Below are 22,008 nucleotides of genomic sequence, written 5' to 3' on the forward strand. Positions count from 1 at the left end.
TAATAAACATGTTATTCATCAAAGTCGTAAGTCATGATGACTTTAATCGCGGTTTTATTGACCATGGCGTCAAATCCTTCGCGCCATTGCGACAGGCCGATACGGTGAGTGATCATCGGTTTGACCTTGATCGCTCCGCTGGCCAGCAGGCGTATGGCGTTGCGCCAGGATGTAGAATCGTAGGCCATATGACCAATGATGCTTTTGTTCCACGCGGTGATGTCGTTGATGGAGAAATCGAGAGGTTTAAAGCCCATGCCGACGCGAACGACTTCACCATTCGGGCGCAGCATTTCGATCGATTGTTTCAGAGCGATATTGGCACCAGAGCATTCAATGACTAGCCCCAGATTGTCTTTACCGCAGATTTCCTGGCAGCGTGCAACCACATCTTCGGTCGAACCGTTAACGACAGCTGTCGCCCCCAGCTCTTTGGCGATCGGGAAGCGTACGGCAACGTCCTCTTCCAGCCCGACCATTACGATATTTACGGCCCCCATGATGCGCGCCATTTGCACGGAAAAGAGCCCTAATGGGCCGGTGCCGAAAACCACGACGTCCTGGCCGGGAAGGAATTTGGATTGCTGAGCAATAGATTTGTAGGCGTTACAGATAGGATCCAGCACCGCCGCTTCTTCATAATCAACGCCTTGTGGGATTTCCCACAGCGCATGGCGGTGAATTTTGAGGATTTCCCCCGGCACCAGGCAATATTTAGAGAACCCTCCGCCCCATGTGTTATTGTCGAGACCTAAGTTCACTTTTTCTGTACAACACAGAAAATCGCCTTGTTCGCAGGCCGGGCAAACACCGCAGACATGTCCACTATTGTCAGAAACCACCCGCTGACCGACTTTCCAGTCCTTAACTTTGTCGCCAACGCGGACAATTTTACCGGCGAACTCATGGCCGCGGATGGAGTTAAATTGATCAGAACCGCTATCAACATTGTAGTGTTTCATGTCCGCGCCGCAGATAGCCGCCGCTTTGATTTCAATCACGATGTCATCCGGGCCACAAACCGGTTCCGGTACATCAATCATTTTATAGCCGCCAAAGGCCTTGCCAAATCTTGCCAGTGCTTTCATTGAATTTTCCTTTGTGTTCAGTTTTGCATCAGTGACAATCATACTTATCCATATAATTTTTGAGGTCAACATCAAATCTTTAAAACACAGATTATTATCTGCATTTCACAACCAAGATCACAAATAAATGCAAAGATGAATTGAAAACCAAGTGAACCTGGCAGCCGCTTCGCTAAAATGGCGTGAACCCCTTCGCATTTTTCCTGTTATGAAACTGTTAACCTGCGGATGCTGTTTTTTTCGCCACGCCATTTCCGTGGCGTGTTTACTTGTTTAAATGTCAAAGAGGAACACCGATGAAACTATTGCCTTTGTTGGCAGCATTACCCCTGCTCTGCGCCAGCGTTGTTTCCGCCAATACACTGATGTCAGTTGGCTACTTTAATGGCGGTGGCGACGTCACTGCCGGTCCTGGCGGCGACATCAATAAACTGGATGTTCGCCAGATAACCCATCTCAACTATTCGTTTGGCCTTGTCTACAACAACGAAAAAGACGAGACCAATGACGCCTTAAAAGACGCCAGCAAACTGCATCAAATTTGGCTTTCACAGAAAGTGCAGGATGATTTGTTGAAAATTCCACAGCTGCGTAAACAAAATCCAAACCTGAAAGTGTTACTTTCCGTCGGCGGCTGGGGAGCGCGTGGATTCTCTGGTGCGGCGGCAACGAAGGATACGCGCGCAGTGTTTATTCAGTCTGCGCAAGAGATAATTGCGAAATATGGTCTGGATGGCATCGATCTCGACTGGGAATATCCGGTTAACGGCGCCTGGGGACTGGTCGAAAGCCAACCGGCTGACCGCGCTAACTTTACCGCGCTGCTAACAGAACTGCGGGCCGCATTGGGGCATAAAAAACTGCTGACCATCGCCGTGGGCGCAAATGCAGAAAGTCCGAAAAGCTGGGTAGATGTAAAAGCCATTGCACCATCGCTCGACTACATCAACCTGATGACCTATGACATGGCTTACGGCACCCAGTATTTTAACTCGAACCTGTATGATTCGACGCAATGGCCGACGGTCGCCGCGGCGGATAAGTACAGCGCCGATTTTGTGGTCAGTAACTATCTTGCTGCCGGTCTGAAACCGAGCCAAATGAATCTGGGCATTGGCTTTTATGGACGCGTACCAAAACGCGCCGTTGAACCAGGCATTGACTGGAGCAAACCTGACGCGCAGAAAAATCCTGTTACCCAGCCCTATTTCGAGCCTGCGCAAATTGAGTTGTTCAAATCACTGGGCGTCGACCTGAGCAAAGATACCTACGTGAAGTACAACGATATCGTGGCGAAGTTGATCAACGATCCGCAAAAACGCTTTAGCCAACATTGGGATGATGAAGCGAAAGTGCCGTGGCTGTCGGTGCAGTCTGCAGATGGAAAAGCACTTTTTGCCCTCTCCTATGAAAATCCGCGTTCGGTGGCGATAAAAGCCGACTACATCAAAAGCAAAGGGTTGGGAGGCGCCATGTTCTGGGAGTACGGCGCAGATGACAATAATCAATTGGCGAAGCAGTTAGCCGATTCATTAGGCATCAAACACTGATCCCAACGCCTGACACAATAGGTTATGATTAGCGCATTCTGCTGCGTCAACCTTTGGCGCAGCTCTTCATTTTCTACTGGAGGCATGAGCTTTATGGCTTTTATCCCTAAAAATTACGCCCGTCTGGAAGTCGGTTACCGGGAGAAGGCGCTTAAACTCTTTCCGTGGGTCTGTGGACGCTGTTCCCGTGAGTTCGTGTATTCAAATTTGCGCGAGCTGACAGTACATCACATCGATCACGATCACTCCAATAACCCGGAAGACGGTAGCAACTGGGAGATGTTATGCCTGTACTGTCACGATCATGAGCATTCGAAATACACTGAGGTGGATCAGTATGGTTCTACCGTAGTGGCAGGGGAAGATGCGCAGAAAGACGTCGGCGAGGCGAAATACAATCCGTTTGCCGACCTGAAGGCGATGATGAACAAGAAATAACAGCAACTGCGGGCCCGACACCGATGTTTGTGTTTGCCGGGCCAGGTTAATCAGGATTTAAACGTCGCAATCGGTTCGGGCGTAATACCAAACTCAACCTTCAACTGCTGCTTGCTCTTCATCACCATCTCACCGTTGGTATCAATCGTCATATGCTGCGCGTCAATATTGTTTCGCGCCTGCCATAACATTACCAGCTGTAAGCTGTTCTCTTTTTGTTCTGCCGTTAGCGCTACGCCATCCGGCCATTTTCCGAGCTCAACGGCAGTCGATAAGCGCTGATAAACTTCCGGCGTCATACTGTTGATCATCTCATCAAGATTCATGTTAAATCCACTCTCCGTAGAATAATTTGCTGAATCGTTTCTTCAACCCTTGGTTTGCTCACCGTTTTCACTATCGGTGAAGTTCAAAGACGCTGAGTTAACGCAGTACCGTTCACCGGTAGGTTTCGGACCATCCGGGAAGACGTGTCCCAGGTGCGCATCACAGTTTCCGCAGCGGATTTCTATGCGCTGCATGCCGTGTGACGTATCTTTTATGTAATGGATAGCCTCATCGCTGACAGGCTCGTAAAAGCTGGGCCAGCCGCAGCCAGAGTCATATTTTGTCTCGGAACGAAATAGCGGTTTATCGCAGATCAGACAGTGGTAGATGCCGTCACGCTTGTTATGCAGCAAACGCCCGGTAAATGGCGGTTCTGTCCCGTGATTCTGCGTCACGTAGAACTGCATTTCGGTTAAATTTTTTTTCAGTTCTTCTGGAGAAGGTTGATTAGCCATTTGCTCACATCTCGCTTTATCTAAACTCACATCGCGAGACAGATTCTAACAAAACATTAACACCGGAGTGCGAACTTTTGTTCTAAACTTGATCCTTGCGAAATGGCAGCCTGCAATTCGTGATCAGAATCACGTTTTTATCTTGATTGCCCTTTAAAATTCGGGCCGCCGACCCCATGTGGTTTCAAGCCCAAAGGAAGAGTGAGGCGAGTCAGTTGCGCAAAGCTTAGGCAGCAGATTGATTTGTCGCAATGATTGACACGATTCCGCTTGACGCTGCGTAAGGTTTTTGTAATTTTACAGGCAACCTTTTATTCACTAACAAATAGCTGGTGGAATATATGACTATCAAAGTAGGTATCAACGGTTTTGGCCGTATCGGTCGCATTGTTTTCCGTGCTGCTCAAGAACGCTCTGACATCGAGATCGTTGCAATCAACGACCTGTTAGACGCTGACTACATGGCTTACATGCTGAAATATGACTCCACTCACGGCCGTTTCAACGGTACCGTTGAAGTGAAAGACGGTCATCTGATCGTAAACGGTAAAAAAATCCGTGTTACCGCTGAACGTGATCCGGCTAACCTGAAATGGGACGAAGTTGGTGTTGACGTAGTAGCTGAAGCTACTGGCCTGTTCCTGACAGATGAAACCGCTCGTAAGCACATCACTGCTGGCGCGAAAAAAGTGGTTCTGACTGGTCCGTCCAAAGATAACACTCCGATGTTTGTTAAAGGCGCTAACTTTGACAAATACGAAGGTCAGGACATCGTTTCTAACGCTTCCTGCACCACTAACTGCCTGGCTCCGCTGGCTAAAGTTATCAACGACAACTTCGGCATCATCGAAGGTCTGATGACTACTGTTCACGCAACCACCGCTACTCAGAAAACCGTTGATGGCCCGTCTCACAAAGACTGGCGCGGCGGCCGCGGCGCATCCCAGAACATCATCCCGTCCTCTACCGGTGCAGCTAAAGCTGTAGGTAAAGTACTGCCAGAACTGAACGGCAAACTGACTGGTATGGCGTTCCGCGTTCCTACCCCGAACGTATCCGTTGTTGACCTGACCGTTCGTCTGGAAAAAGCTGCTTCTTACGAAGAAATTAAGAAAGCAATCAAAGCTGCTTCCGAAGGCCCGATGAAAGGCGTTCTGGGTTACACCGAAGACGACGTAGTATCTACCGATTTCAACGGTGAAGTTTGCACTTCTGTGTTCGATGCTAAAGCTGGTATCGCACTGAACGACAACTTCGTGAAACTGGTATCCTGGTACGACAACGAAACCGGTTATTCCAACAAAGTTCTGGACCTGATTGCTCACATCTCCAAATAAGTTGAGATGAGTATCTGATCCAAAAAGGCGACTTCGGTCGCCTTTTTTTATGACCAAAATATTCACATACCAAGGATTGCATCATGATTAACAAAATTTTCGCTCTCCCGGTCATTGAACAGCTTACCCCTGTCCTCTCCCGCCGTCAGCTTGATGAGCTTGAGGTTCTTGTTGTCGATCACCCCCAGGTTAAAGCGTCTTTCGCGCTACAGGGCGCACATCTTCTTTCCTGGAAACCAAACGGCGAAGAGGAAGTCCTGTGGTTAAGCAACAATACCCCGTTTAAAACCGGCGTAGCGCTTCGTGGCGGAGTACCAATTTGCTGGCCTTGGTTTGGTCCGGCTGCTCAGCAGGGCCTGCCTTCGCATGGTTTTGCCCGTAACCTGCCATGGACGCTGAAAGCGCACAACGAAGACGACAATGGCGTGGTGTTAACGTTTGAACTGCAGAGCAATGCCGAAACGCGTCAGCTTTGGCCGCACGAGTTCTGCCTGCTGGCCCGTTTCAAAGTGGGAGCCACCTGTGAGATGGAGCTGGAAGCTCACGGTGAGTTTGAAACCACCTCGGCACTGCATACCTATTTCAACGTTGGTGACATTGCGGCAGTGAAAGTTAGTGGTCTCGGCGATCGCCTGATCGATAAAGTGAATGATGCTAAAGAAGATGTGCTGGCTGATGGTATCCAGACCTTCCCGGACCGCACCGATCGTGTCTATCTGAATCCGGAAGCGTGCAGCGTGATTCATGATGATGCGTTGAATCGCAATATCGACGTGGTCCACCACCACCACCTGAATGTCGTGGGCTGGAACCCTGGCCCGGCGCTGTCCGTCAGTATGGGCGACATGCCGGATGATGGCTACAAAACGTTTGTTTGTGTAGAAACGGCTTACGCGACCGCTCCGCAGGAAACCACCGAAGAAAAACCATCTCGCCTCGCGCAGACTATTCGTGTTGCTAAACGCTAAGACAACTCTGCGCATCATGCCGGATGCGGCTAACGCCTTATCCGGCCTACAAACCACACACAGCCGTTGGCCTGATAAGCTGCGTGAGCAGCGTCATTTGGCAAATCAGGCCATATCCAGCGCTGTTTTACCTTTTGGCGCCGGATATGCCTTATCTAACTGCTTCAGCTCATCCACAGAGAGCGTTATCTCCAGCGCGGCGGCATTTTGTTCGACATGCGCTACGCTTGCGGCTTTCGGAATTGCTATTACACCCGACTGACGAATTACCCACGCCAGCAAAATCTGTGCAGCACTAACATTGTGCACGCGCGCAATGTCATTCACCACGGAATTAGAAAGCAAATCGCCACGCAGTCGTCCCGCCTGGGCCAGCGGACTGTATGCCATGACCGGCATCTGCTGCTGCTGGCACCACGGCAGTAAATCATATTCAATACCGCGCGAGGCTAAATGATAAAGCACCTGGTTAGTTGCACACTCCCGTCCACCGGGTACCTGCCATAACGCCTGCATATCATCATAATCGAGATTTGAGACGCCCCAACGGCGGATTTTCCCCTGCGCAATCAGTGTTTCCATGGCATCGACGGTCTCTGTAAATGAAAAATCGCCCATCCAGTGCAGCAAATAGAGATCCAGATAATCAGTTTTCAGTCGACGCAGACTGGCTTCGCAGGCGGCAATGGTTTTCTGTCCACCGGCATTCCATGGGTAAACTTTCGAGACTAAAAAAGCGCTATCACGCCGTCCCGTTAATGCTTCCCCCACCACCTCTTCCGCTGCACCATCAGCGTACATTTCTGCGGTATCAATCAATCGCAGGCCGAGATCCAGTCCGGCCTGCAGCGCAGACACTTCATCCCGGCGTCGGCTTGGATCCTCGCCCATGTACCATGTTCCCTGCCCAATAGCAGGAAGCGATACCTGGTCTGTAAACGTCACCTGTTTCGCTGTCATCGCCCCCTCCTGTGTTAATGCACCACAGTAAAGCAAAACAACGTGCATGTGTCCTGTTAGGGTGCACAAATTGCACCATCATGATCTGGGGGTTGTCTTAATTTTAATGACGTAAAAAAGCCCGCATATCGCGCGGGCTTGAGTTTGACACCGAGTAGTATCAGAACTTGTAGGTCACACCTACCGAGAAGATGCCAGACCAGGACTTATCGACCATCGGGCTGTCTTTCACTTCATCACTCAAACGCACATAACGGCCAGTGCCGTACACGTTCCAGTTGCCAAGGAAGTTATAGCTCGCGGTCAACTCCAGGTACGGATCCCATCCATCGTCAGCGTTGTAGCTATTCAGACCACTGCGGCGAGACTCGTGATTGGACACACCATAATAGTAGTCGTTGTAGTTTTCGCTGCTGTACTGCACACCGATACCCGGCGTCAGGGTCAGACCACCATTGGTGTAACGGTAGAGCCAGGCCAGATCCCAGATAAAGCCGTTGCTGTTATCCAGGGTATCACCCGCCAGTGCGGTACGCAGGAAACCATACTGGGTGTTATGTACATATGATAGACCAGCCATCAAGCTGCTTTTACGCTTGTCGAGTTGGCGTAAAGCATGGCTATCGCTATCACCCGGCTTGAAATGCGTCGGATCATAGTACGCCATGATGGAAAGCTTATCTGCCGTATCATTCCACAAATAGTAACCGCCACCCAAGCCGCGGAACCACACATTATCGCCTTCATAGGTGACAACCGGAACAGGGTAAACATCGCGGTCATACTGTTTGTACGGGCTGTTAATCACACCAACACCCGCGCCAACAGTCCACTGACTTTCCGCCTGTGCGGTGCTAACTGCGGTTGCGGCAAGGACGCCAAGTGCCAGAAGTTTGAGTTTGGTCACAATCCATAATTCCTTATTCAAATGTGTAGCGGTCAAAGTGTAACCGCCAATACGCTTCAGCCCAACTATTTTACGTATTCACCCCAGAATGTAACCCCCTAATTTCTCAGCGAGTGATGACATTTTGCTTGCAGCACGGTGAACACCGCATGAATCCCGCTCCAATTCTTTACATAAGATGTGCTTTTTTTGCTGATGAGTTATTGATATGCCATTGAAATTCATTTGCGCACACAGGCAAGTTTTGCAAATGCCATCTACGCTTAATTTTAGAAGGTGTATCACCGAATACGTTGATCTCCTGACCACTAAAATGGCATGAGAGTTGCTTATTTCTTCAGCAGCGACGTCGTTCAGTTTACCTCTTCAGGGGCCTCTACTATTCATATGAACGGCTCTTAACATGTGCTAAAAAACGAAAGGACGCATAAAATCATCAATGGGAACACTCAAAAAAATCAAAATAAAATTCTATATTATTGTTTTATCATCATAAAATTTTTTGATCCCTACGCTCAAAACTGCTTCTATCATCATCTAGCAGACGCCGGGGCGATCCCTCCCTCAGCCCAAAAGAGAACTAACATTGGATTCACAGTTAACTAAAGATTAGTACCGTCATAGTCCACTAACACCGATTCACACGTTACCTTCGTACCGTTCCATTGGTCACGGTAAATTGATGTATCGATGCCCACACCAGGATGTAAGATTAGCCCCGTATCCATTTCAAATTTCAGGTACTTGGTTGTCTGTACTGAACGGTCATAGTACGTGTGGCCTGAATACTTAAATCCCGCACTACCCTGTGGAACAATCCATGCCCCATAACTGGAATACTCCCTTGCCCTATCAATTATCTTGTACTCGAATTCACTACCCCTATAACGGCCTGTATACGTCCCTGACGTTTTGATCTTCCCAAATGGGGGATTGCCATAGGCTACACGGTAGAAACGTTCTGGTGTGTATTGGAGTGCGTCACCTGTGACCCATTCGGCTTGTGGCAATACCCGCTTTCCAATCATTACGTACTCTGGATTCAGTTCTACACATGTTATGTGCGATGGTTTATTACGTATAAATTGGTAGTAGCTAAGTCGCCCGATACCCGCACATAATTCTATACAGTCATCACTACAGCCAGCATCTAGTAGGAAGTCCCATGCAAGGAATTCAGGTGTAAAAAAAACTACCTGTTACACCGATACCATCACCTTTGTAGTTATTGTAGATAAACTCTTTATCATCTTCTGTTAGTGCTCTATCTGAATGTGCTAACTCCATTACTTTTAAATGTAGTTGTGATTCCTTTTTAGTTACTCTTGCCATAAAATACCCTTGCACAGTTGTTGTACTGGTATTTAAGGGAAATTAATAATGAATTATTTTTTTGATGAAAGTGGTAACACTGGCGATCTAATTAATGAAAAGTTTGATCTAGGTTTTTTCACTCAACCAATTTTTGCTCACGTTGGCATTGGTATAGATGAAGATATTAATATCGAGCACATATTAGATGAACTAAAACAAAAACATGATATTTCAGGTGTGGAATTGAAATCTCAGGATGTGTATTTTAAAAAACCTGAGGTTATGCTTGATTTAGTGAAAATTATTGTAGATGAAAGATTACCTTTTCTCTGTGAGGTAGTAGATAAGAAATATACAATTGCTACGTCAATGGTAACACATCTTATAGTACCTCCAATGCAAGATGAAACTGATGGACAAAATCAATACATTAGAAACATACTTGCTGACTTCATTTCTTTAAATGCACCTGAAGAATGTTTTAAACTATTTTTTAAAACATGTATGACTCCAACTGAAGACAACCTGTTAGCTACAATGAATAGTCTCAGAGTTTTTTTCAGCGAGCCTCATGAAGAACTACAGGATGACAATTTTACTATACTCATGATTGATGAAACAATTGATGATTATCGAATAGCAAAAGAAAAGATAGGAGAGCAAGAAGCTCTTAAAAATTTTATACCAATCCCTGATTTTGATTCAAATAATAACACAATGGCTTTACTGGCCCATGTCCATTGCTTCTATAACTTACTTGCTCGATTAAATAAATACCATTGCCGTGATTGGGAAGATGTTATTCTTTTTCATGACACGCAAAATGAGTTCTCTTCAACGTTGAAATTTTGCATTGAAAACATTAAAACTATAGATCCTACAAATATCCCTCCTATACCTAATGCAGACTTCCTCATTAGAGATAAAATTAGACTTGAGTTCACCGACTCGAAAGACAGTGCGGCAATACAAATAGCAGATATTGTTGCAGGGTTCCTAAATCGCTACATCAACGGGCTAATGTACAAAAGATTAGAAATAGATCCAATTTACCATGATATATTTAACATGCTATTGATATGCAATCGACTACCGCACGCAAGCCCTTTGGGAATAAACTTCGTATTACCTGCAAGCATTAGAGACGAACTGTTTAATGCCTTTAAAGTTCATCCTAGCTATTGATTAATCCATCAAAAAGGTAGCCTTATTAGCAAGGCTACTTTTAACTACCACCGACCATAATTGATAAGATCTGTTGTCACAGACCTAGCAGTACTAGGTATCACTACAATATAGGAAGCATCAAGTACTGGTACAATAATTCAGCAAAACCCTATTATGATTAGTAGATTTCTTTTTAGCTACTTTTGCCATAGAATACCCTTATAAAATTTATGCACAGGTAGTTAGGGAATTATTAATGAAAACCTTTAAACTATTAGCAGTAGTTATAGTCATTACATTATTATCTATAGCCGCTAATATTGCGTTGATTTATCTATGCCCAGATACTGATTATTCACTTTGGGTTAGTGCACAATCTTTGATCTTGACATTCATTGCGGCTACTTATTGCGTAAAAACTAAGATAAACCAGTTCCTAGAAAGGGAAATTGATCTTATTGGTGTGTTTAGTGTGGCTGTAGCTATTAGTGCATCCATAACATCATTTTATGTAAATGATAAGTTTAAATTTCCCGATACATTAATATATTCCTTAGTTATTATTTTAGGAATAGCATTCATCATTTGGGATTATAAAAAATTTAAAAACAAAACAACACGGCACTTGCCAAATATAAAAAGCACCTCTACATTTAGAGAGACAAATAGCCAAATAGTCATAACCACAAGAATAGATAAAGCCCCATAAGGGGCTTCATTTAGATTTTAACATTCCTTTGATTTCGGAAATATCACTTTTTATTTCTGAAAGTTCCCTTACAACTTCATATAGATCGTCTACGTCCCGTTCGGTATTTGTAGTACGTGTTTCTAATACCGCAAGTTTACTTTCAATTTCTCCTATTCTACGTTCTGCATCTACAATTCCTTTTCGATGAGAAGTGAATAATCGAATCACTATTGTAAGGCCAGCAATAATTAGCCCCCCTATCGCTATATAGTCCATTATTTTTATCCTTATATTAAAATGTATCGTACACGTCTGTGTTTATGTAATAACATGTACGGTTTATAACCCCTTCATTCTCGTTTCCATATACGCCATCTTCAACTTGGGTTGATGCACGTTCGATTAAATTACCACGTGCATTAAAACTACTTGAGTAGTAATAGCTACCTTCTTCCTCTAAAATTAATGCCCACTGGCTAGCACCAGGCATTACAGCACATCCATGTGAAATAGTTATTGGGCGTTCTGTTAAGGGGATATTATAGCGTTTCATTTCTAGCGGTATCATTGTACCGTTCCATGTTAATTGACCCTGTGCATTGTATACTGCCATTCCCCAATATTCGGGAGTTGGTACAATGTTAGCGAATACATATACCATGAAAGTTGATGCGGTAGGGTTGGCATATCCACCCGTTCCCGCACTTAGTACATCATACTGCCATGTACCACCCTGTTTAATCATTCTACCGTTGAACGTTTGATTACCATTGATCTGTTTTGTGAAAATTACACACGTTTGATTCTGGCTAATACCAGTATTAATAAAAGCGTTTAATTGTCCTGATGCGGGTAACGTCCATTGAAAACGATTTACTAGGTTTAATGGGGCCGCTTCTGGTGTTATCCAGTTCCTACCATTACTATCTGATATCAGTCCACCATATGCCATTATACACCCCTGATTGTAATTATTAGTGGGCGTAGGTCTGACACATTAGAGTATGTAACCGTCCATCCGTTTACTGTTGCTGTACTGAGTCCACGATCACCATTGATTAGGATCTCCGTAGGCCATGCTTCTAAGACCCATCCAGCCATCGCCGGATATGACACTGTACCGCTACCATTGGTAATAACTGCTAGTACGTTAGTTGGGTTGGTAACGGCATTCATCATAATACCATTACGTTGTACTTGAAAACCGTATGCCATTACATCCCCCCTAACATTAGCTGTAGTAGTGCAAAGATCTCACCCAATGGGAGGGAAAAAAGCACAATACCAAAGGCATCTAATAGAGGTACTAGAATGTAGTTCCATGCGATGATTGATCCCAACACATAAAACATAAAGTTACGACCATTAAAACCTTTCTTGATTTCTTCGCGGTTGGTTTCGTTGGTTTCTTCAATCTGTAGTGTCTCTTTAGTTTTTTCTTTTTCATTTTTATTCTGGAAAAAAGATAATCCAGATTTGATTAGTTCTACAATTACCGTAATCATTCTATAATTCCTACGCAGTAAGCATGTACTCTCATACCCTTAACAAATAGTTCACTATAGCCAGCTACGTATACATCAAAGCCTACGCCGTGTAGTTCCCAACGTAGTACAGTACCCGTTTTAATTGGCTGTTTACGTTCATAGATTACATTCATATGCTGTGATGTATCGTAGTTGCTCTTTTTCAGTACCTTACTTATTTTCTTATTAACAAAATAATTGGGGATCGGTTTACTATTTGCCATTGGTGTAAGTCCATCCAATGTGATGTACGGTGTATCAGTGTTGAAATGATCTTCAAAGTCCATTACTCATCCTTTTTTAATTTTAAAGTGTCCTCTGATGCCGCTTATAATTGCAATAGTTCCTTTTTCGGCTTCATTGTAGAAGTCGTATACTAACTTACGCCGCTTATTCTCGCGTACACCGATTATTCTCTTTGTCTTTTCTTTTGTATCTCGTTTAGTAGTATCTATGAGATATTTCTTACCGTTTTGTACTACCGTATTATATTTACCTTTTGCTAAACCGCTTTTTAATTGGGATATGTTACCCTGTTTGGTTAAACGGGCTTGGCTAGTGGGGATGAATTTCTTAATGAAAGTTGGCTTAACAATAATATCATATAGGTATTCTGCCTGTACGTCCTTAACCATAATAGTACAGGTAACACTAGTAGTATTTTTCTTATAGAAGAATAAGATTGCATTATTGGTAAAAGGTACTGGACCTTTATCAATTGCCGCTGACATATCCATTTGAATCTTACGTGATAATTCTCTAGAACGTCTAATTACTTCATTCTGAAATTCAGTACCGAATCGTTTACCCTCTTTATTGAGATAACCCTTAGCACTTGATAACCCCTTTACTTTTAATTTCATAACCATTCCTCTATAGTTTGTATGATCCCTTTCATTTTTCTTTTCCTATCACCCGTTGGAATTCTACATTTAGTCATCATTGCCATATTTAGAATGTTATCATCCAGTGAATGCAACATTATTAGCATTGATTCTGCATAGTTGGCTTCGGTCATAGTTTCAAATCCCCATAGAATAGTACGGGTATATTGCATTCCTGAATCGATCATCTTTTGTACTTTCTTAGAGCTAGTCTTGTAAGATCTCCAGCCATTCTCTTTTTCAATTCCCGTTAGTTTTGTTGAATCCTTCACCCCTTTCCATATCTGTTTTACACCGATGTATTTTTGTTCTGTCTCTGGAAAGTAAAATACATATACAAATCCAACACTACTACCATCTAATAAATCGTTTTCAGTCCAATCTGGTGAATACTGCCATTCTTCCATAAATACCCTTATTAATTATTATTATATAGGAGTATTTACCGATGGATTTAAAACAACGTTTAATTAATTATGAAGGTACTAAAGAATATCAGCAAACACGCGGATACTATAAACAAGGCAAGTTTTGGATGTATAAAGATAGTGAAGGATACGACACTATTGGATACGGTCATTTAGTGCTCAATTCTGAGCGTGAAAAGTTCAAAGATGGTATTACCCCAATTGATGCCGATTTACTATTGGCATGGGACATTGACCGAACCAAAAAAGATGTACAGACACTAGGTCTTACCCTTCCTAAAGATTGGGAAGATTTTATGATCATTATGGTTTTTCAGTTGGGATTATCCGGTACTAAGAAATTCAAAAAGATGATTGCAGCACTACAAAAACAAGATTGGAAGGAAGCAATTAATCAGGCCAAAGATTCACTATGGTATAGGCAAACACCTAACCGTTTGAATGATATGGTAAAGAATTTAGAACACAAATAAAAAGGGGGCATTAAGCCCCCTTTATTATTATAAACGTCCCATACGTACACGTAATACGCCGTTTGCGTCAAATACTGATATTCTATCTGGTTCGATAGACATACGCCCTTGACCCGCTGTATTTCCGTTAATATATATAGTACCGCTTTTGTTAATTTGCCAGCCTGTGCTATTAGCTACGTAGTTAGTAGATTGAATAGTATTTGCAATCTGTGCTGAACCAATTTGAGCATTACCAATTTTAGCAGTAGTAATACTTCCATCTACAATTTTAGCTGTATTAACTGAAAGGTTTGCTATTTTGGCATTGGTGATTGCTGCATCGCCAATTAGGGCTGAACCTATAGAGCCTTCCTGGATTAATGCCGTCTTTATATATGTACGTCCATTAACAATAGAGAACGGGGCTGTACCTCCTACCGTTGCTACTGTAGAACCGGAAATTACGAATTTATCTGCTGCAAAGTAAATTGCTGAGTTATTACTTGTACCTTCACTGGCAACTAAACGCATGCCAGCTACTGTACCACCTGCATTAACTGAAAGTGTATATTGTGCATCTACTGTAGATTTATCGGCCTTAGTCACCATCTGTTGGTTAACACTGGCTATATTACCATCAACTTCACTTTTCAATTGTGTAATTTGCTGTGTAGTTGCCGTATTGTTATCTACGATAGTTTGATTCATTTCAGTAATGGCAGCATTGATTTCATTATCAATAGTATTCTGAATTACTGTAACCTGTGTATTGGTATATGCGTTACTTTCATTAACTGCATTCTTTAGTGTTTCATCTAGTCGATTATTCAAATCTAGAATACTGTTTATTTCGCCAGCGTCCTGCTCTGTGAATTGATATCTAGAGTTAATACTTATAGATTGCTCTGCGGTGTACTGTACGTTGTCCTGTCCGAAAATATCAAAGAATCCAATCTTAACCTTATAATCACCATCTGTGATGTTTGGTACGCTATCAAATTCTGGCTTGTTACTTACGAATATACGCGTAGTTAGTGCTGACGTTAATGAAATGATACATCCTGCATAATCCCGTTCTGTTGATGGAGTCCATGAGCAAAATAGATTACCGAATCCACCACCAATAGTTAAACCTGTCGCTAGTTTGGCCTGTTTGTTCTCTACAGTGATCTTCACTTCCTGTGAATAGGTTCCCGTACTGTAACCCTGTGCAATGATCCCAATGGTAGGTTTACGTACCTTTGCTTCATTGAGTGCTAGAGTATAATTAAAGAAGTTATCTTGTGTATAGAAGGTTTTCACTAGTGAATTACCATTATATACGTTAATTACGTAGTACCGGAAATAGTCAATAAATGCACCACCATTTACGGGTAGGTTCTTTTGGTTATCCCATCGAATATTAAAATCACCCGAATCTGTGACGAATGTTGATTCTGTACTGTTTGAAAGAATAACACCAGTTACGGATGGTAGAGTAAAGTTATATGCTGGCTTAATACCTGTTAGGGTTAGTTTAGTACTGCGACGGTTTATGATGTTATATGCCTCTACCGAAAAATCAAATTCTGTATCTTCACTTAGGCTATAGATATCAAAATCGGTAGCAAGGGGTGATACTGATCCCGCATACGTCCACTGTGTAGCCGTAGTGAGCTTGTAGTACACGTAGTAGCCCCGTAGGTTAGGATCTGGTGATTCTGTCCATGACACGTTAACAACGTTACCAGTAGTTACTGTACCCTTTCTAGTGACCTCTAGGTTAGATGGGGGAATTACGGTAGTTATATTACCAGTACCGCCACTAATCGATCCCGCCGGAGGGAATACCATTGAATCATCACCATCGAATATTGCATCTGGGTATTCAATTGCCGATACTTGACAATAACCTACATTTTCCTGATCCGTTGCGATTGATTTAGTTAATACCTTAAACTTACCATTAATACCTAATTCGGTATTTTTGATTGTAATTGAATCCCATACTTTAAGATCCCACGCTTCGGATGTAGCGAATTGTACCGTTTTAAGTGCAAAACGTGCCTTGCGTAGTTCACTGTTTGCAAGTGTAGTTACTGTCTTTTCTGAGTAGATCCATGAAAAATCCCTGCTTAGTGGGATTACCTGACCATCACCCCGAATTACTTCATCAGTGGAAATATCACTTGGTATACGGATGATATCTGTACTGTACTGGTTCTTAACACTAGTAAACTGACAATCTAGGACGTTATAGTAGTCCTGATTACCGGAAGTGATTACCTTCAAATCACCGACCATATTACTTTCATCGAATGATTGTACTGATAGAGTTTTTCTATCTACCGTTAGGCAGATCTGCCCACCATGTACATAAGTAATCCCGCCGAATGTTTGTAGAATGTTTTCAATATTCTTTTTAAAAGTATCTTGATATGAAATTGCACCATTTGAATAGTACCCAACACTTTGAGTATATGCCGCTACTTCATGGAATGATTCAAGATTAAACAATGCAGGTTCTAACCCCATACCGTAAATGGTATTGGTCATATAGTCATAAATCTGGCTTACGGGGCATGAAGTAGCGAATGTAGTACCAGATGTAAAATCATAGATTTCCTGGCCTTTCATTTCCACATTCATTGTAAAGTTGTCATTAGTTAAAATGTTTTCTTCTAAACTGGTTTGTGTCTTTTTAATTACTGCATAAATGGATACTACACCTTTACCGTAAAAGTTATCTTTCCACTTATCACCCGCATATGATTTAGCAAGTGTAGAAGTGGTTGTATAGTCTCCACCAAATCTAACTTCTAATTGTAGGTAAGGTCTGAATCTTTCATCAATTAAACCATTAGCTACTATACCATCAGTAGTGATCGGTCCTGCCAGTACAGGCACGTTATCAAAAAATATTTGTTCAATATTCTTCTGTACACCCGCCATTGCTACAACTTGGGATGAAAAGAAATATTGTGAATCGTTATCTTTAACACCGTACCAGTTATTAATAGTACCCGTTAATACGAAAGATCCGTTTAGTTTTGCGTCGTCTTTATGGGGGTATTGTCCACCATAGATTACAGGTAGACCAGTAGCAGGGGATGTAGAACGGTTCAATGTTTCCGTTACATCCCCATAGCCCTGTGCACCAATCTGTGAAAGCATACTAGTCGCTACTAGTGACACTGCACCCGCTGCCGCACCCCATCCAATAGCGGCCAATGCCGTACCACCGGAAAAATATACTGCCGCTGCAACTACAACGGCTGTTAAAATTGCCCCAAAAAACTTACCAATGCCGCCACCGCCGCCCATAATTAATTATTCCTTATTCTGTAATAAGTTCCATCCTTTCTTTTTGGAACTAATTTAAATTCTGTATGTTCTGTATTTACCCCTAATAAACGTCCAGAAATGACAATAGCTACGGTATGGGGATTAGTTGGATCTAACCAAATATCACCATCGATTGTATATTTCACTTCATCGGCATGTTGTTTGATAATATCTGCTGTACTCTCAAAACCTAGATCATTTAGGTTCTTAATACCACTACGTAGACTGTTATAATCGGCTTTAGATTCCCAATCTGTACCCGCAATACTATCAAGTATGCGAATTGCTACAATGTTACAATCATTAGTACCGTAAACGTAGGGTGTATATAGTGCGTCTTGGCATATCTGTACTATTTCATTTATTTGTAACGCCATACTTGATCTTCCTTGTTCACCTGTCCCAATAGAGACATAATAGCGTCATTGGGGTAATAACTTTGATATACTGAATTAGCTGCTAGAGTTTTCGGGCTTAGGTCTAAACGCTTATATACTGAGTTTACTGTTACTTTCATTTCGTTAATCTCACTAAAGGGGTTTACAGTACATTGAAAGTTTTCGATAAATCCGGTAAACATTCTTTGTTGATAGATTGGTGTACTGTCATATGGGTTTAAAATAATTAATCCAATATTCAATTGTGCTTTATCCAATTGCCCGGACATTGCCATGATACGTGTGGCGTTATCTACGTTGGAAATAGTAAAATCAATTGAATCATTACTAATACCCTTTTCTTCACTAAATGAAGGTAAAGAGTCCTGTACTAGATCGGGAAATGATTGGTATACAACACCATTTAATTCTAATTGGGTGAATCCATCATTCCAGTATATGGCATCACTTTTACGTGGGTACACTTCGAAGATAGTTACATGTACGCCCATAGACATTACATCGGCTACAGAAAGGCGTGTAACCTTCTCACCGCGTAGTAGTTCCCAATACTTAATAAGTTGGGGATTAGTTAGAATAGAATCATCCATTACGTAATACCTCCGTTGCGTTGAACTGTACTGTACTGACACTCTGAATAGGCATATCAAATGATTGATCTACATCTAGTGATAGTTCAATTTCTAGATTGTTATATTTTAATGGTTCGTCTACGTTAACGTCTGCACGTAGTTGTGGGAAGATAGTAAGAGTATTGCCATTCTTTTCTACGATTTGATATAGCTTTTTATGGTTGGTAAATTGAATCATATCACCTACACGTAGTGCATTAGTGGATGCCGTTACAAGCATTGAACCTTTTGATGCCTTTGCACGTACTGTAATAGCCCCCTGCTCTGTTCCCTGATATTCACCTAATCTACCTAGTGAAAAGGTAAATGCTTTACCCTGTTGATATTGTGCAATAAAGGATTGCACTTCGTGGCGATCCTTCATTTCAAAGGTTAGTGTAAATTTCATTGTGTAGTATTGAATGCCGACACTACGGCGTAGTTCTTCACCCGTCCATGATCTTTGTGAGTATTGCGGTACTGTACTTGATAGTGCTACACCATTCACTTTAATATTTTTTGAAAAATTCATTTTAGATTCCTTCTAATAATTCTCCTGTATTTATAAAGAAAGGGGCATTAAGCCCCCTTCTTATGTATTACGTTTCTGGCTGCTTCGTACTGCCTGAGCTACGTTATTCTGGTTTTTCTGCAACATCTTATTCCATGTTTCTGGATCGTCTACGTTACCTTTAACGATTAGTGGGGAATAGATTGTAATCCCTTCACCAGTACCGGAATAATTACCAGATGAATTCTTTTGTTCTTCCAAGAATGCAGTTAACTGTTTATTAGCTTCTGGTTGTACTACACGTTCACCCGCTTTTAGTAGGAATGATTTATTATCATAGGCAGATGGTAATTCATCTACACCACCGTGGAATTGACCAGATGAAGCCCCCCTAGCAGTACCGATAATACTCATACCCATAGCTGCAATCTGTGCATAGTTTGCTATGTTCATAGGCCACGGTGTAGCAAGTGCACCTGCTAATGCTTCCTGTATTTTCATAATAGTCATAGAAATACTTAGACCTTTCTGAATAGCAAATGCTGCTTCTGCCGCCCCGGATGATTCACCGAATGCCGCCGCCATACCTTGACCTATTTGACCGAATGAATTTTCCATGCCCTGTAATAGCTGCATAGATTCTTGATTCTGGATCTGTACGGCACGTTCTGCATAGTACGCCGTAATTTCACTTTTACGTTTCTCGTATTCTTCATGCCCTTTGAGTAGTAGATCATTCTGCTGTAGTGCTAGATTTAGTTCTTCGTCATTGCGGGCTAATGCCCTATCAGTATTTGGGACACTACCGATACTACTAGCCTGTTGATCTGCTAAGTATCCCTGTTGCTCTTGATTCAAAGCACCAGACTGTAGAAGTCCGATATTATTTTTCATCTGTTGGTTGGGATCTTGATAACCAATCATTTGATTAATCATTTCAGTACGGGTAGCTGCTGAGGATAATTGTTGCTGTAGTAGTAAACTGTTTAGATCACCTTGAGATAATCCTAGAGTTTTTGCACTGTCTTTAATCTTCTGTACTAATTCTTTTTGTTGACGGTCAAAGATTGCTAATTGACGTTCATTAGTACCGACTACCATTTCTGTAATGGCTGCATCTAAAGTTTTCTGTGCGTTAATACGTTCCTGTGCTGCTTTCTTATCTGCTATACGCTGACGTGCTGCTGCTGCGTCCCGTTCCTTCTGTAGTTTATCGCGTGAATCCTTTTCTACCTTTTCGAATTTTTGCATTTGATCGGTCATACGTTTAAATGCGGCATCGCCCTGTTCTTTATTTGATTCTAAAAAACGTTTGGTAGTTTCATCAATTACCGATTGATCATTAGCTTTAGCTGCTGCCGATACATTACTATTTTTACCTAGTGAATTTAACTGGCCTGTACTCATACCGGAGGGGGATACACCTTTAGAATTCAGTTCTTCAACTGCCTTCATAAAATCACTATCACCCCATCCTTTATTAAACCAATCCCATAGATCATTAAATTCTCGAATTACGGGGTGCATGAATTCATATAAAAATTCCTGTCCTGTATTGTTTAGGTCGGCTAGGTTCTTATCAAACTTTTTATATTCTCTAGCTAGTTCATCAGTAACTGCTACTGACTGATTAGAGATTGCATTCAATACTTCCTGTTTACTTCCTAGATCGTTATATACAGATCCTAAGCGTGATGCGTCACTAGCAATAGCCTCTAGTGCGAATTTCTGCTCTGCTGCCGATACACCCGCACGTTTCATAGCGTCCATTAGATGTAGTGTAGCTTTAATACCCCCATCAGGTTGATTAAGGAATTGTGAATACTCCTGAATATTAAAGCCCATATCTTTGATTACACTGGCGAATTCACCACCACCGGATACTACCGCATCGCCCATTTTATCCATTACATCAGTATTGATATCTACTAGTTTTTCCATTCCTAGACCTGTGTCGCGGAAAGTTTTATCTAGTTTTTGTAGGTACGAAACTGATAAACCTGATTGGGAGGACAACTGATTTAGTTCTTTTACTAGTGCATTAGTCTTTAATGCGAGTCCACCAATAGCACTAACTGCAATACCTGCACCAGTTGCAATACCAGTAAGACCAGTAAGACCAGTAAGACCAGTAGAGATAGTACCGAAAGCACCGCCCAAGTTTTGAGACATTCCACCTAAACCACCGCCCACATTTTTACCGAATGTAGTTAGTTTCTTTTCTGCGGAATTTAAACTCTTTTCTAGTCCTGTACTATCACCAACTATCTCTACTTTTATTTTTTCATTTTTTGCCATTTCCTTTTCCTTTCATTTGGGCAACTTGTGCCTTTATAGCATCACCAATTTTATTTAACTCCGCTGTTTGACGGTCTTTAGTAATGCGTTCTATACGCTCTTTTCTTGTTTCTCGGTCATCCAGTATCCCTAAAAAGTCGAAATCTTTTGATTTGATTTTCCTTGCGATCTCTTTAGTCATTCCTGGTGTATTAATTGTCATGGTATGGCAAAGATGTGTATAAAATAACATATCCATTTTAGCCCCTGATGGTTCAATGAATTGATCATAAATTAGTAATGCTTCAAATAAATCAGGATCTAAATCTTCAAATTCTTGGGGGCTTAACCCCCGTTTGTTGATCATTTTTAGGTAGTAGCGTAGTTCTGGT

At 42.3% G+C, this 22,008-nt stretch carries 25 protein-coding genes; 7 read left to right on the forward strand and 18 right to left on the reverse strand.

Features of this window, described 5'->3' with window-relative positions; all coding sequences use genetic code 11:
* Window positions 1–11 precede the first annotated feature (11 nt).
* The gene (locus GFB57_RS17745) at window positions 12–1,088 is read right to left on the reverse strand and encodes a zinc-binding dehydrogenase (protein ID WP_003030686.1); all 1,077 of its coding nucleotides are present in this window, start codon (window positions 1,086–1,088) and stop codon (window positions 12–14) included.
* A gap of 296 nt (window positions 1,089–1,384) precedes the next feature.
* Between GFB57_RS17745 and GFB57_RS17750 the strand changes: the two genes are divergently transcribed.
* Both GFB57_RS17750 and yajD read left to right on the forward strand, forming a co-directional pair.
* The gene (locus GFB57_RS17750) at window positions 1,385–2,638 is read left to right on the forward strand and encodes a glycoside hydrolase family 18 protein (protein WP_003030688.1); all 1,254 of its coding nucleotides are present in this window, start codon (window positions 1,385–1,387) and stop codon (window positions 2,636–2,638) included.
* A 93-nt stretch (window positions 2,639–2,731) separates the two neighbouring features.
* Window positions 2,732–3,076: an HNH nuclease YajD gene (gene yajD / locus GFB57_RS17755; RefSeq protein ID WP_003030690.1), complete on the forward strand. Its 345-nt coding sequence runs from the start codon at window positions 2,732–2,734 to the stop codon at window positions 3,074–3,076.
* Between the two features lie 50 nt (window positions 3,077–3,126).
* Here yajD and GFB57_RS17760 read toward each other — a convergent pair whose 3' ends face one another.
* Together GFB57_RS17760 and msrB are read right to left on the reverse strand one after the other, a co-directional pair.
* Window positions 3,127–3,402 (reverse strand): YeaC family protein, encoded by a 276-nt coding sequence (locus GFB57_RS17760; RefSeq protein WP_003030693.1) that lies wholly within the window; start codon window positions 3,400–3,402, stop codon window positions 3,127–3,129.
* A gap of 42 nt (window positions 3,403–3,444) precedes the next feature.
* Window positions 3,445–3,858: a peptide-methionine (R)-S-oxide reductase MsrB gene (gene msrB / locus GFB57_RS17765; RefSeq protein ID WP_003030695.1), complete on the reverse strand. Its 414-nt coding sequence runs from the start codon at window positions 3,856–3,858 to the stop codon at window positions 3,445–3,447.
* A 341-nt stretch (window positions 3,859–4,199) separates the two neighbouring features.
* Here msrB and gapA point away from each other — a divergent pair, with 341 nt between their 5' ends.
* Window positions 4,200–5,195: a glyceraldehyde-3-phosphate dehydrogenase gene (gene gapA, locus GFB57_RS17770; RefSeq protein ID WP_003030697.1), complete on the forward strand. Its 996-nt coding sequence runs from the start codon at window positions 4,200–4,202 to the stop codon at window positions 5,193–5,195.
* Between the two features lie 83 nt (window positions 5,196–5,278).
* Complete coding sequence (locus tag GFB57_RS17775) at window positions 5,279–6,163, forward strand: D-hexose-6-phosphate mutarotase (protein WP_003030700.1); 885 nt, start codon at window positions 5,279–5,281, stop codon at window positions 6,161–6,163.
* A 105-nt stretch (window positions 6,164–6,268) separates the two neighbouring features.
* On the opposite strand, the gene GFB57_RS17780 is transcribed toward GFB57_RS17775, so the two are convergent.
* The 3 genes from GFB57_RS17780 to GFB57_RS17790 all read right to left on the reverse strand — a co-directional run bounded on the left by GFB57_RS17780 (window position 6,269) and on the right by GFB57_RS17790 (window position 9,362).
* Window positions 6,269–7,123, reverse strand: a complete 855-nt coding sequence (locus GFB57_RS17780; protein ID WP_008320441.1) for an aldo/keto reductase — start codon at window positions 7,121–7,123, stop codon at window positions 6,269–6,271.
* A 160-nt stretch (window positions 7,124–7,283) separates the two neighbouring features.
* The gene (locus GFB57_RS17785; protein ID WP_003030706.1) at window positions 7,284–8,030 is read right to left on the reverse strand and encodes a MipA/OmpV family protein; all 747 of its coding nucleotides are present in this window, start codon (window positions 8,028–8,030) and stop codon (window positions 7,284–7,286) included.
* Between the two features lie 1,176 nt (window positions 8,031–9,206).
* On the reverse strand, window positions 9,207–9,362 hold the full coding sequence (locus tag GFB57_RS17790) for a hypothetical protein (RefSeq protein WP_290366844.1): 156 nt from the start codon (window positions 9,360–9,362) through the stop codon (window positions 9,207–9,209).
* A gap of 48 nt (window positions 9,363–9,410) precedes the next feature.
* On the opposite strand from GFB57_RS17790, the gene GFB57_RS17795 reads away from it, so the two are divergent.
* Together GFB57_RS17795 and GFB57_RS17800 are read left to right on the forward strand one after the other, a co-directional pair.
* Window positions 9,411–10,529 carry a DUF3800 domain-containing protein gene (locus GFB57_RS17795; protein ID WP_290366845.1) on the forward strand — a complete coding sequence of 373 codons (1,119 nt, stop codon included), beginning with the start codon at window positions 9,411–9,413 and terminating at the stop codon, window positions 10,527–10,529.
* A 238-nt stretch (window positions 10,530–10,767) separates the two neighbouring features.
* Window positions 10,768–11,220 (forward strand): hypothetical protein, encoded by a 453-nt coding sequence (locus GFB57_RS17800; RefSeq protein ID WP_290366846.1) that lies wholly within the window; start codon window positions 10,768–10,770, stop codon window positions 11,218–11,220.
* Between the two features lie 6 nt (window positions 11,221–11,226).
* Here the strand turns inward: GFB57_RS17800 and GFB57_RS17805 are convergent, their stop codons facing one another.
* The 6 genes from GFB57_RS17805 to GFB57_RS17830 form a co-directional block, all read right to left on the reverse strand.
* Window positions 11,227–11,478 (reverse strand): DUF2746 domain-containing protein, encoded by a 252-nt coding sequence (locus tag GFB57_RS17805; protein WP_137370806.1) that lies wholly within the window; start codon window positions 11,476–11,478, stop codon window positions 11,227–11,229.
* 16 nt (window positions 11,479–11,494) lie between these two features.
* Entirely contained in the window at window positions 11,495–12,154 is a 660-nt protein-coding gene (locus GFB57_RS17810) for a hypothetical protein (protein WP_290366847.1), read from the reverse strand.
* Window positions 12,155–12,416: 262 nt separating this feature from the next.
* Window positions 12,417–12,707: a hypothetical protein gene (locus tag GFB57_RS17815; protein WP_137370804.1), complete on the reverse strand. Its 291-nt coding sequence runs from the start codon at window positions 12,705–12,707 to the stop codon at window positions 12,417–12,419.
* A complete protein-coding gene (locus tag GFB57_RS17820; RefSeq protein WP_137370803.1) occupies window positions 12,704–13,015 on the reverse strand; it encodes a hypothetical protein in 312 nt (103 codons plus the stop codon). The genes GFB57_RS17815 and GFB57_RS17820 overlap by 4 nt, the downstream gene beginning before the upstream one ends.
* A 3-nt stretch (window positions 13,016–13,018) precedes the next feature.
* Complete coding sequence (locus GFB57_RS17825) at window positions 13,019–13,591, reverse strand: hypothetical protein (RefSeq protein ID WP_290366848.1); 573 nt, start codon at window positions 13,589–13,591, stop codon at window positions 13,019–13,021.
* The gene (locus GFB57_RS17830; RefSeq protein ID WP_290366849.1) at window positions 13,588–14,019 is read right to left on the reverse strand and encodes a hypothetical protein; all 432 of its coding nucleotides are present in this window, start codon (window positions 14,017–14,019) and stop codon (window positions 13,588–13,590) included. The genes GFB57_RS17825 and GFB57_RS17830 overlap by 4 nt, the downstream gene beginning before the upstream one ends.
* A gap of 41 nt (window positions 14,020–14,060) precedes the next feature.
* Between GFB57_RS17830 and GFB57_RS17835 the strand changes: the two genes are divergently transcribed.
* Window positions 14,061–14,513, forward strand: a complete 453-nt coding sequence (locus tag GFB57_RS17835) for a glycoside hydrolase family protein (protein ID WP_137370800.1) — start codon at window positions 14,061–14,063, stop codon at window positions 14,511–14,513.
* Between the two features lie 27 nt (window positions 14,514–14,540).
* Here the strand turns inward: GFB57_RS17835 and GFB57_RS17840 are convergent, their stop codons facing one another.
* From GFB57_RS17840 to GFB57_RS17865, 6 genes are read right to left on the reverse strand one after another with little or no spacing between them, the layout of a single operon-like run.
* Window positions 14,541–17,798 (reverse strand): fibronectin type III domain-containing protein, encoded by a 3,258-nt coding sequence (locus GFB57_RS17840; RefSeq protein ID WP_290366850.1) that lies wholly within the window; start codon window positions 17,796–17,798, stop codon window positions 14,541–14,543.
* Between the two features lie 2 nt (window positions 17,799–17,800).
* Window positions 17,801–18,196 (reverse strand): ornithine carbamoyltransferase, encoded by a 396-nt coding sequence (locus GFB57_RS17845; RefSeq protein WP_137370798.1) that lies wholly within the window; start codon window positions 18,194–18,196, stop codon window positions 17,801–17,803.
* Complete coding sequence (locus GFB57_RS17850) at window positions 18,181–18,807, reverse strand: DUF2163 domain-containing protein (RefSeq protein WP_290366851.1); 627 nt, start codon at window positions 18,805–18,807, stop codon at window positions 18,181–18,183. The genes GFB57_RS17845 and GFB57_RS17850 overlap by 16 nt, the downstream gene beginning before the upstream one ends.
* Complete coding sequence (locus GFB57_RS17855) at window positions 18,800–19,360, reverse strand: hypothetical protein (protein WP_290366852.1); 561 nt, start codon at window positions 19,358–19,360, stop codon at window positions 18,800–18,802. Before GFB57_RS17855 ends, GFB57_RS17850 begins: the two co-directional genes overlap by 8 nt.
* Window positions 19,361–19,420: 60 nt before the next feature.
* Window positions 19,421–21,637: a hypothetical protein gene (locus GFB57_RS17860; protein WP_290366853.1), complete on the reverse strand. Its 2,217-nt coding sequence runs from the start codon at window positions 21,635–21,637 to the stop codon at window positions 19,421–19,423.
* Window positions 21,624–21,983, reverse strand: coding sequence for a hypothetical protein (locus GFB57_RS17865; protein ID WP_290366854.1), 360 nt, complete (start codon window positions 21,981–21,983; stop codon window positions 21,624–21,626). Before GFB57_RS17865 ends, GFB57_RS17860 begins: the two co-directional genes overlap by 14 nt.
* Window positions 21,984–22,008: the final 25 nt, after the last annotated feature.

The sequence above is a fragment of the Citrobacter sp. S39 genome, assembly GCF_009495675.1.
Classification (GTDB): Bacteria; Pseudomonadota; Gammaproteobacteria; order Enterobacterales; family Enterobacteriaceae; genus Citrobacter; species Citrobacter freundii.